We start from the raw sequence: 11,513 nt of genomic DNA, 5'->3' as shown, positions 1-11,513 counted from the left end.
TTAAACCGTTAAGTAATTAAAACTGTAAATTTAAACCCAGCAAGAAAGTCCGCTGACTTGGATAAGAACCATCATCAACCCCATAAGCTGTCTGCTGTCCGGTTTCACTTGAAGTTCCAACCTCCGGATCCACTCCTGAATATTTTGTTACTGTAAACAAATTGGCAGCAGAGATATAAACTCTTAGCCTGTTAACACCTATCTTTTGAAGTGTATTAGTAGGAAGTGTGTAACCAATTTGTACATTTTTGAGTCTCAGGTACGAACCTTTCTCTACGAAATAAGAATTAGGGACGCTATTTGTACTAAAAGACTGGGTTGTTTCCTGTATTGGTGCTTTTGCGTTCTGATGTGAGGGAGTCCATGAATCATAAAGAGCCGTATGACTTTTTGCTCCTCCAAAAGAAGGCACAAAATCAGTCCACCATTTTACCTGGTTCCAAATTGAATTGCCTTGAACCCCATAAAAGAAAGCACTAAAGTCGAAATTTTTAAAGCTGGCACCAAGATTAAGTCCATAACTGAAATCTGGATTTGCATTACCTAAAAAGGTTCTGTCATCAGCAGTGATCAGTCCATCTCCATTTACATCTGCATATTTAAACCTGCCAACTTTAACATCATCCTGATATACGGTATTTGGATCGCCGGTAACGACCTGAGCTTTAGCATTTGCTGCTTCAATCTCAGTATCTGAATTCCAGAAACCTGCTATTTTATAACCAAAGAATTCACTAACAGAATGACCTACCGCATTACGAATGATACGACTTCCATCAAATCTTCTTGAATCTACGTCGTAATAATCAACATCCCCGGATACTTTTTTTATCTCATTCCGATAGGTTGTAATGGTAGCAGTAGCATTAAGCTTAAGATCACTGCCTACATCCTTATGTCCTGTTAAAGATATATCGAAACCATCATTTTTCATTTGGGCAATGTTAACAAATGGCACAGTAGCAGCACCTACTGTTGCAATCATCTCTGGGTTGTACAAAAGATCACGAACATTCTTCTGATAATAATCAGCAGAGATCTCTATGCCACCACCAAATAATGTTGCATCAAAACCAAAGTTTGAGTTTACATTTTTCTCCCATTTGGCATCGGGATTTCCTGTTTGATTTTGATAGAACCCTGCAACTACAGCATTCCCACCACCTATTGCATAGTAAGATTGGCCAATAGAGCTGCCAAATGTTGTAAAGGAGTTGGCGCCTGAAACATTTACCTGGTTACCCATAATACCCCAACCACCTCTTATTTTAAGATCAGTAATCCATTTTACATCAGACAAAAAACTCTCTTTAGAAATTCTCCAGGCAGCACTTACAGCAGGAAAAACTCCATAAGTATTTTTTAGAAATTTGGATGAACCATCTCTACGAATCGTAGCTCCGATAAGATATTTATCATTAAAAGCATAATCAACACGGCCTATTAGCGAAAATAAAGCATCGGCGGTTCTTTCACTAACAGTTTCCATTGGTCCACTGCCATTTGAAAGGTTTGTGTAATCAGGATCAAATGAAAAATATCCTTTGTTACTACCACTCATGGTGCTATACCGATTCTTATTATATTCAGTACCTACCAATACCTTTAAGCTATGCAAATTAAAAGTTTTGTTAAATGACAAGGTATTTGTCCAGGTATACTCTAGCCCTGTATTTGAAGATTCTGCATAACTATTACTGGTTGTATTCTCGGCATTTTCATATTGAGGAAAAACAAATGACCTTGATGCTCCTGAAAATGAATCGGCACCAAATGCAGTCCTAAGTGTTAGAAAAGGCAAAATATCAGCTTCTGCAAATATATTTCCAAATAACCTATTGTCTGTTGCTTTATTATCTTTAGTACGATACAACATGGCTACCGGATTATAGGCATCACCCAATTTCCCACCATACCCCCCGGCAAAATTACCCATAATATCATATACAGGAATTATTGGCTGTTCTCTAAAAGCATGCCCTATGGCGTTATCGCCGCTAAGTCCATCTATTTTAGGATTATTTGTAACGGTATAAGCTAAGTTCTCGCCAACTCTAACATATTTTCCAATGTTATATTGAGTATTAGAACGTACCGTGTATCTCTTTAGATAAGTTCTATCCAGAGTTCCTTTCTGATTAAAGTAATTTGCAGAAAAAAGATAACTCCCCTGGTCTGAACCGCCACTTACAGAAATATTCTGACTAGTTATTGGTGCAGGATTAAATATTTCATCATACCAATTCGTCCCTGATTTGTTTGCTTTGTTAATTCTATAAAAGCTATTATATTCTTCATCAGAAGTAAATAAGGGCTTTACGTTATACAATGATGGATTTACAGAAGGATCTCCTTCTTTAGCTCCAAGTGGATAGATATAGTCTGGCAATACATAGGTTGGCCCATTTCCATATAGTGGATCATCAAACTCCGTTTCTCCAGTATTTGTTTCTGCAAGTCTTTTCAGGTTTGCCATCTCCTGAGGCGACAGAATGTTCCAGACATTTCCTGTTTTAGGTCGCTGGCTACCATAATAAGCATCATACTGCACCTTTACTTTATCTTTCCCTTTTTTAGTGCTGATTACAATAACTCCATTTGCCGCACGTGATCCATATATTGAAGCAGATCCTGCATCTTTTAATACCTGCATCGACTCTATGTCATTTGGATTAATATCAGCCACATTGAGCGTTGGGACCCCATCAACTACGTAAAGCGGATTGTTATTACCAAAAGTATTTACACCCCTGATTCGTACCTGCGGTTCTTCACCTGGTTGTCCGGACCCCAAAATAGTAACACCGGATGCCTGCCCTTGTAAAAGGTTGTTTATAGATGGGCTAGGTTGCTTAATCATATCTGCAACGTTCACTACTGAGACAGCTCCCGTAAGGTCCTTTTTCTTTTGTGTAGAATAACCCAGAACAACAACTTCACCTAATGAAGTTTCTTCTTCGACAAGCTGAACATTTAAAGTGCTCTGGCCATTAACCGGAACTTCTTTTGACGTAAAACCGATATAAGAAAAAACTAAAACGGAATTGGCATCAGGTGCATTAATGACATAATTTCCATTTATATCTGTAATAGCAGCAGTTGTAGTACCCTTTATTTTCACACTCACACCTGGTAATGTTTCACCCTTTGTTGACGTTACCTTACCTTTAATTGGGAGAGGCGGCTTGCTAGTGTTTGGTTCATTAATTTTCTTAGAAACATCTTTATCGTAAAGAATAATTCGGTTGTCAATTACCCTGTAAAAGATACTTAATGGATATAATGTTTCATTTAAAATATCTCCAAGCCGCTTTTTGGTATAATTTGCTGATGTTTTACGGTCAGTTTTAATAACCGATGGACTATAAATAAATTTAACTTTTGTCTGGTCTTGAATTTCATTTAATAGCTCACTTATCTTAGCATTATTAATGCTGATGGAAACTTCTTTATTCAGTATCTCCTGAGCGCCTGCATTTTTTGCTGCTGCACCACAAGTGAATAGAACTACAAGAAATATTTGGGCTATAGATATCCTCATTGCTGTTTTTATTAAAGCAACAAATCGCTTTTTTTTCATAACTTTAGGAGTTTTGTTCGTTAATGTGAAACTTTTCGTACAGAATTCTTAACTGGCAATGTCCCGCAACATTGTCAGTTTTTTTTGATCATTTGGTTAGTAAAATTCTCTTTTCTTCATAAGCTGGTCTGGTTAGGTTTTTAGTTCTGGTTGATTTTTAGGTTTTACTTTTTTTCTTTGATTATTATTTTGGTTTCTTTTACCTGATAGGTTGCCTGAATTGATTCGCATAGAAAATCTAACTGACTGAATAAGTTTTGTTCTGAGAGGTCGCCTGTAAATGTATAATTGTACAATTCCTTGTCTTCTACCACAAATTCAACCCCATAAGATTTTTGAAGTTGATTTAATACATCAGCAACACGGCTATCATTAAAGGAATAATTCTCTTTTGAAGGCTGTTTACTATTTTTTGCTATTGGCAAAGGTTTATCTACAAGCGTGGTTGCGAAGGTATTTTCAGATGCACTATAAACAGTTTTTTGATTGGGTGTAAGCACTACCCCTTTTGCTGATTTTAAAATCTCATCAATTTTAAACGAAAGACTACCTGAATTTGGAGAAACAATTACTTTACCTGTTTTAACGGTTACTTCTGTTTCATTTGCTATTTCATTTGTTTTTACAATAAAGCTTGTACCTACAACCCTTGTGATTACATTGCTATTGTATACCAAAAATGGTCTGGATGGATTTTTGCTTATTTCAAAAAAACCTTCACCCTTAAGTGTTACTTCTCGAATGGTTTTTGAAAAATGCTTAGGATATTTCAATAAAGATTTTGGTTGCAGGATAACAGTACTGCCATCTTCCAAATTAACTAACATAGGTTGTAAAGTATTATTTGCAATAGAATTAATATCATCTGCAACTGCAGCCGCTAAGAATTCGGGCTTTTTACTATCTCCGGTAAAAAATATATATGCTGTAATAATAACAAAGCCTGCAACTATAGCGGCTACTGAAGCTACTAATGCTCTTGAAGGCCTATTGTGAGACTTAAGTTGACGAACTGGCACCTCACCTTCTGCTACTATGGCACTTTCATGTATTCTATCCCATAGTTTCTGCTCCAATGCATTTACCTGGGTAGAATCTACATCCTCCATGTCATGCTTGTCAAGCATTCCATACCATTTTTCAATAATTTCTTTTTCTTCATCTGTACATCTGTTCTGCAAGTACCTTTCTAACAATAGATGAAATGCTTCTCTGCTCATTTTTATAGCTTTTAAACTATATGTAAGCTAAGTAGCCCTTATCCCTAAAATAATTTTCAAAAAAATTGATTCCTATAGAAAAATAATAAAAGTAACCAGCAGAAACAGGTACTCTTTAAGATAAAATCGAATTGATTTAAGAGACTGGGTAATATGATATTCAACTGCCTTTTCTGATATATTCAGCTGTTCAGATATATCTTTAACTGATCGGTGCTCAATACGACTCATTCTAAACACTTGGGCTGTTTTTTTAGGGAGTAATGCAATACCCCTGGTCAGCGCATCAGAGAGTTCATTAAGCATCAATAAATAATCGGCATTGTTTACTACGCCATAATTTGCAGAAGCCTTTACATAATTATGGTAATTTTCCTGAACTAATAATGATTTATAGTGATTGATTATGCAATATTTTAAACTTCCGAAAAGATAAGCACTTAATGAGTTTATTGTAACCGTTTCCCTTCGCCTCCACAGCTCTACAAAGAGATTTTGAGTTAATTCTTCTGCAAGCTCCTTATGATGCACTTTCTTATAAGCGACCTGATACACCTTTTGCCAGTATCGCAAATACATTTCCTTAAAGGCATGCTGGCAACTTCCTCTGAAAAGAACAATTAATTCGTCGTCAGATAATTGCCTGCAATTCATGAATTTAATGTCTGCTTAAAACAAATTTAACAATATAATTCAAACAGTAACACGAAATTTTACTAATATATTGCTATCCGGTGCGATCTAAGCATGTATGGGCTTACTTCTGACTTACCTGCCTGTTGAAAGCTAATTACCTTTGAGGGTTTTAAAGGCATATGGCAATCAATGCAATTGGTTTTTACCATAGCACTTTCCAATGTTTTCTGTGTATGCTCTATGGTAGAGTGGCAACTTATACATTTTTTTGAATACAATGTTAAACTTCCTTTGTTCTGATCATGAGGACTATGACACGTTGAGCACTCTAGTGAATTACTTTTGGTGAAGCATTTGCTCCCCTCAAGCATCTGATTCTGTTGCCCATGAACATCTGGTTGAGACTCTTGTGAAGATGAAATATGAGCATAATATTCCTTAATATCCTCTCCCGGTTTAAATGAAAATGTAGATTTCAGCAATTCCGCATCATTGCCTGAATGACAAACACCGCATGCATCAACTCTCTGTTTCCTGGTAAGCGTTTTGTAAAGAGCAATAAATTTAGCGTCCTTCTTATCTGGATTTTTTAAATGGAATTCAACATGTTTACCTGCTGGTCCATGACACCGTTCGCAATCAATTCCATAAACTAAAGAAGATTTCAACATTTCGTGAGAAACAATTAAACTTCCATTGCTTTCCTTTTTACTTTCAATAAAAGAGCTATGGCACTCTAAACATCTTGAGTCTATTATCCTTCCAAAATCCGGGCTGCTTGTTCGCATACCAGGACTGTTGGCCCAGCCATTTATTTGCTTAAAAAAAGACAATGGAAGCTGGCTTAATATATTTCCTCGCCATGAGGCATAGGTATAAGCATTTTTACCCGAACCAATAGCAATATCAAATCTTCTTGCAAGTTTTTCATGGCCATTAAAATACACAACCTGAAAGGTACCACTATCTCTTTTTTCTATAGCAACTTTTAAATTTTTATCATATTCATAAACATAATCAGTGCCCAGATTAATCTGATTATTATTCTCAATTGGAGTTGAAGCAGCAAAATGAGCATTGTTTAGATATGAATTGGAAATATCTTTATGGCACTGCACACATGTTTTTGCCCCTGCAATGCTTGTTTCTGTTGCTTTCATTTTAGAGGCATCCATACATTGAGAAAACAGAATAACTAAAACAGCAATAATACTGAGAACAAGGAATAAACGCCCTTTACGCTTCATAGTTTGATCTGAGATTACATTTATCTAATAAATTGAAGGTAATTAAAATTAAAATAACCTGTATCTGCCAAAACCTTTATCCTTTGTTTTCCGGCATTTAATGCAATATTCTTTATTTCTATTGTTTTAAAGGTTTTCATATTCCCTGTATTTGGTACCTTAACCTCTTTAGCAATTAAAACACCGTTAGAAGTTAAAGAAATTCTTCCTCTGGAATTATCTGAAGCAATATTTAGTTTAATAGTATATACTCCTTTTTTCTCTATATCAACAGTATACTGAAGCCATTCTCCTGATTCGATATTGTTAACATAATAAGATTCATACTTAATATCGTCTTTTACGATATCTACTCCATCATTTCTATAAATCCTCCCCCTGTTTCCTGCAGTATATTTGCCTGTTGAGACATGGTAGTCTGCCGTATCCTTGTCAAAATACGCAATTCCATTTCTACCCAAATCATAGTCAACTGCATGTATTAAGGAATTGCTTCCAATAAAATGCTTTTTAAAAGGTTTGGTTTCGGCAGAAAAAGGTTGGCGTATCATCGCATCAATCACATCATAATGAATAATTGTATTTTCGAGTCTTGCATATGTAGCAAGTTCCATTAAGCCACTATAAACATTACTTTCTTTAGGCTTATTTCCATTGCCATTTATATAATTTACAACATCATTGTAGTTCAGGTTAGATTTTATTTCCATCGGATTATTAGCGCCAACCTTCTTTAACGGCCACCATGCCCAACCGATATTATTGGCTTCAAACAAACGAATAGCCTCTGTAAACCAAACGTTAGAATTCTCTCCTGTCTCGCCCAACCAAACAGGAATATTGTACTGATCTCTTGTTTTAATCATATTTTCAGCCGACGGTTGATCATTATAGCTCCAGTATTTATGAAAGCTTAAGACCATATTCTTATCCCATTGTGGAAGAATGCCATTATAGTTATTGCCCCAACCATTGCCCTCAATGATAACAATGTGTTTGTTATCTACCTCTCTTATTGCATTTGTAATATCAATCATCAATTTCCTTAATGGAGCATTCTTTTTTTCATTTATTCCATTTTTATCATTAGAAAGGTCTTCAAATCCCCAGTTTGGCTCATTTATAATATCGTATCCTCCAATCCACGGTTCATTGGCGTATCGTTCAGCCAATTTCCGCCATAATGCTATTGTTTTTTCCTGATTAGCCTGGCTATCCCATAATGAAGGTTTGGAAGGGTCACGATCTGAAATATTTAAATCATTGCCCTGACCTCCAGGTGCAGCATGAAGATCCAGAATTAAATACATCTGATTAGCCCTGCACCATGCAAGCAAAGAATCAGTCATAGCGAATCCTTTTTCAAGCCAGGTGTTTTGCTCCTTAACAGGTTCTTTTTCTATTGGTAAAGTGTATAGATTATAATGCATAGGTAACCTGATTGAGTTAAAACCCCATGCCTTCATTGAATCAACATCAATCTTTCTGGTATGATTAGCAAGCCACAGATCATAAAACTCCTGGGTTTGTTTCTCACCCATAAGTTCCTCAATTCTTTCACGGATACGATATTGTTGCCCCTCATTGTTTATTTTTAACATATAACCTTCCTGAAGCATCCAACCACCCAGGCCAATACCTCTTAACAATACATTTTCACCCCTTTCATTTACTATCTTCTTTCCATCTGCCCTTAAAAAACCTTGTGCAAAACCAGAACTGGAATACAAAACGGATACAGCTATTATAGAAAATAGCCTTATTAGTATTAATTTTTGAAACATAAAGTAAAAGTTAAATGTGTGTTAAAGTTGTTTTGAGGATGGCTTACCAAATATAAGTAGCCACATCATCACTCCCAATTGTATCGCTTACTAATTTTCCCATGAAGCTAATATTAAAAGTTTGTGCCTTCTCTCTACTGTTGGCTACAATAAGTACTTTCTTACCATCATGTGTTTTAAATGCAACATTAGGAAGACCTTGCGGTTCATTAGAAGCAATGCGTTGGGAACCGGGGCGAACAAACTTAGAGGCATGTGCCACAGAGTAATAAGCCAGGTTTCTTGTTACTTTGTCTTTATCAATAGTAACCGCACCCTGGCACATCGGGCATCCTCCTCTATCTGTAAAAGGCTTATTTTCAGGATCCGCAGCTAAATTCCATTCCAGAACATTTCTGCTCCAGTTTCTTGTTGCGCCTATAATGAGTCTTTTAATAGGCGATACAATATTGATCCTGCTTTCATTTGGATCTTCAATAACCATTTGCTCGGTAAAATAAATACTCTTGTCTGGATGGGCATTATGTACATCTGTTAACGCTTCAATTTTTCCGCCATAAAGATGAAAAGCCGAGCCATCTATGTATTTCCTCGCATCTGGATCATTTAAAATCGTAATTGGATAATCCGGACGATCTGCATTATGATCATAAATTATAATCTTCGTATTTATACCAGCCTTTTGGAAAGCAGGCCCCAGATTGTTCTTAATAAAGATTGCCTGATCAGGAGCTGTCATAAGCAGGCTTGGATTATTACCAGGATGAAGGGGCTCATTCTGAATGGTAACCGCATCTATGTGAATTCCTTCCTTCCCCATATCCTGAATATATCTTACAAAGTATTTTGCATAAGCTGCATAAAATTCCGGTCTTAACATTCCTCCCCTTGCATCGTAAGATGTTTTCATCCAAAGAGGAGGAGACCAAGGCGATCCCATTATTTTAATATTTGGATTAATAGCCAGTATTTCTTTCATTACTGGAATTACATCTATCCTATCAGGACCTAATTCAAATCTTTTCTGTTCCAGATCTGTTTCTCCTTCAGCTAAATCATTATACGAAAATACTTTTTCGTTCAGATCTGAGGCTCCAATAGTTAATCTTATATAGCTGACTCCAATATTATTACCATCAGTAGCAAATAATTCTTTTAACAAAGCAGTTCTTGCTTTTGGGCTCATTTTAATAATGTGCTGGGCACTTCCACCTGTTAGTGCGTATCCAAACCCATCAATTGATTGGAAAGACTCTTTTTCATTAACTATAATAGTTGGATTATTATTCTGTGCTCCAACAAATTTTAATGACATTTTCTGCTTTGTAAATAAAACCGTTTTATCTGCTTTTGTAAGCCATTTACTTACATCACTTTGAGCACTTGTAGTAAATGAAATTAATACAATAACTAGCCACAGAATTGCACAGAACCTTTTTGATCTCATAATTATTAAATGATATATTAAGAAATAAGAGGTGGATGAAATCATCCACCTCAAGGAGTATTATTTAGTACCGCCCCACTCTTTACTCTGAATTATTTTTGTATTATTTAGTTCAGCATTAGGAATAGGAAGTGTTTCATTTTTTCCTGCAGTAAAACCCTTAAAAGCTAATTTGGCCGGAGCAAGTCCCCACCGTACCAAATCAAACCAACGTTGTCCTTCGGCTGCAAGCTCTATTCGTCTTTCTTTCATTATATTATCCATCGTAACGTCAACGGGTTTCAATCCAACCCTAGCCCTTACAGCATTTAAAGCTGCATAAGCCCTGCTTCCCGCTCCAACGGCACCCCCGCTTTTCAAGACAGCCTCAGCTTCCATTAAGTAAGTATCTGCCAAACGTATTTCATAAAGATTATAAGGAAAGTTAAGTTCAAGCTGCCCACTGTTGGCTTTTGTTGATACTCTACCTGCATACTTTTCAACAAAGTAACCCGTATTATCGTTGGCGTGTTTATAAGTTACAATGCCTGCCTTTTCAAGACTATCTAAATTAGCAACTGTTGCCTTATTACGGGGATCAAAATGAATAAGATCAAAAAATTCTTTGGTGAATGGCATAACGCTCCAGCCGGAAACGTAATCGGGAGCTTTATCAGGAATTAGAATATTATAATTTCTTGGCCCCGACATAATGCCAGCAACATTACCTTCTCCACTCCCAACATTCCCCCAGCCCATATTTGAAGTACTGTTATAAGAAATCTCGAGAATAGACTCAGTATTGAATTTATTGGCTAGTTTATACAAATCTTCAAACTTACTCATTAGAGCATACCCATATTTACTAGGGGTAGTACCCGGCGAAGGGCCATTTACATCTGCAAACTCCGTAGCTGCTTCAGCAAATTTTTCCTGCCAAAGATATACCTTGCCAAGCAAAGCATGAGCCGCTCCCTGAGTCAGCCTTCCACCTTCCGTAGTTCTTGGCACTGTTACCGGAAGATTAGGTATAGCTTCCTTTAAATCTTGTTCAATTTGTTTGTACACATCAGCAGGTGGGACTTGCAAAACATTATACCAATCATTAGCTTCAACTGGCTTCAAAATAAGAGGTATATTCTTAAAAATTCGAACTAAATCAAAATAAAAGATAGCCCTTAGGGCTTTTGCTTCAGCAATATATCGGTTTTTAGTGCTCGCATCCATTTGTATCTCTGCTACTTTTTGCAAAAATACATTTGCTCTGTATGCTCCTGTAAATCCCTTACTCCAAAGGTAACTTGGAGCACCTGACAATGAACTTACCGTATAATTATTCATCGCCTGAAGATCACCAAGATCAGAGGGGAGTCTCCACCTGCATAATGATCATCAGATCCTGAAGAAAAAATATTTAGCTTGGTTAGATATCCTCCTGACTGATTCCCGAACTGATCATAAACAGAAATCAAACTGCTAAAGGCCTGTTCTGGAGTTTTATAATAATTAGATTCAAGTATTCTTTCTCTCGGATTTACATCCAAATCCTTTTTACATGCTCCCATGAACTGTGCTCCAATAAAAAGAGCGGCAATATATGTTAATCTATTTTTCATTTTG

General features: G+C 36.3%; 8 protein-coding genes. All 8 read right to left on the bottom strand.

From position 1 onward, the window contains the following. Nucleotides 1–16 precede the first annotated feature (16 nt). On the bottom strand, nt 17–3,580 hold the full coding sequence (locus tag CPT03_RS01335) for a SusC/RagA family TonB-linked outer membrane protein (RefSeq protein ID WP_099437154.1): 3,564 nt from the start codon (nt 3,578–3,580) through the stop codon (nt 17–19). A 164-nt stretch (nt 3,581–3,744) separates the two neighbouring features. Next, nucleotides 3,745–4,800 carry a FecR family protein gene (locus tag CPT03_RS01330; RefSeq protein ID WP_099437153.1) on the bottom strand — a complete coding sequence of 352 codons (1,056 nt, stop codon included), beginning with the start codon at nt 4,798–4,800 and terminating at the stop codon, nt 3,745–3,747. A gap of 72 nt (nt 4,801–4,872) precedes the next feature. Then, nucleotides 4,873–5,454: an RNA polymerase sigma factor gene (locus CPT03_RS01325; protein WP_099437152.1), complete on the bottom strand. Its 582-nt coding sequence runs from the start codon at nt 5,452–5,454 to the stop codon at nt 4,873–4,875. 62 nt (nt 5,455–5,516) lie between these two features. Continuing rightward, entirely contained in the window at nt 5,517–6,683 is a 1,167-nt protein-coding gene (locus tag CPT03_RS01320) for a multiheme c-type cytochrome (RefSeq protein ID WP_099437151.1), read from the bottom strand. A 20-nt stretch (nt 6,684–6,703) separates the two neighbouring features. After that, nucleotides 6,704–8,467 carry a cellulase family glycosylhydrolase gene (locus CPT03_RS01315; RefSeq protein WP_099437150.1) on the bottom strand — a complete coding sequence of 588 codons (1,764 nt, stop codon included), beginning with the start codon at nt 8,465–8,467 and terminating at the stop codon, nt 6,704–6,706. A 43-nt stretch (nt 8,468–8,510) separates the two neighbouring features. Continuing rightward, nucleotides 8,511–9,914: a glycoside hydrolase family 30 protein gene (locus CPT03_RS01310; RefSeq protein ID WP_099437149.1), complete on the bottom strand. Its 1,404-nt coding sequence runs from the start codon at nt 9,912–9,914 to the stop codon at nt 8,511–8,513. Nucleotides 9,915–9,974: 60 nt separating this feature from the next. Next, nucleotides 9,975–11,234 carry a RagB/SusD family nutrient uptake outer membrane protein gene (locus tag CPT03_RS01305; protein ID WP_216641584.1) on the bottom strand — a complete coding sequence of 420 codons (1,260 nt, stop codon included), beginning with the start codon at nt 11,232–11,234 and terminating at the stop codon, nt 9,975–9,977. Further along, nucleotides 11,231–11,509 carry a hypothetical protein gene (locus CPT03_RS22920; protein ID WP_216641583.1) on the bottom strand — a complete coding sequence of 93 codons (279 nt, stop codon included), beginning with the start codon at nt 11,507–11,509 and terminating at the stop codon, nt 11,231–11,233. The genes CPT03_RS01305 and CPT03_RS22920 overlap by 4 nt, the downstream gene beginning before the upstream one ends. Between the last annotated feature and the right edge of the window lie 4 nt (nt 11,510–11,513).

It is taken from the genome of Pedobacter ginsengisoli, assembly GCF_002736205.1.
GTDB lineage: Bacteria > Bacteroidota > Bacteroidia > Sphingobacteriales > Sphingobacteriaceae > Pedobacter > Pedobacter ginsengisoli_A.
The sequence above is the reverse complement of the archived record's forward strand: the minus strand, read 5'-3'. Positions and strand labels throughout refer to the sequence as shown.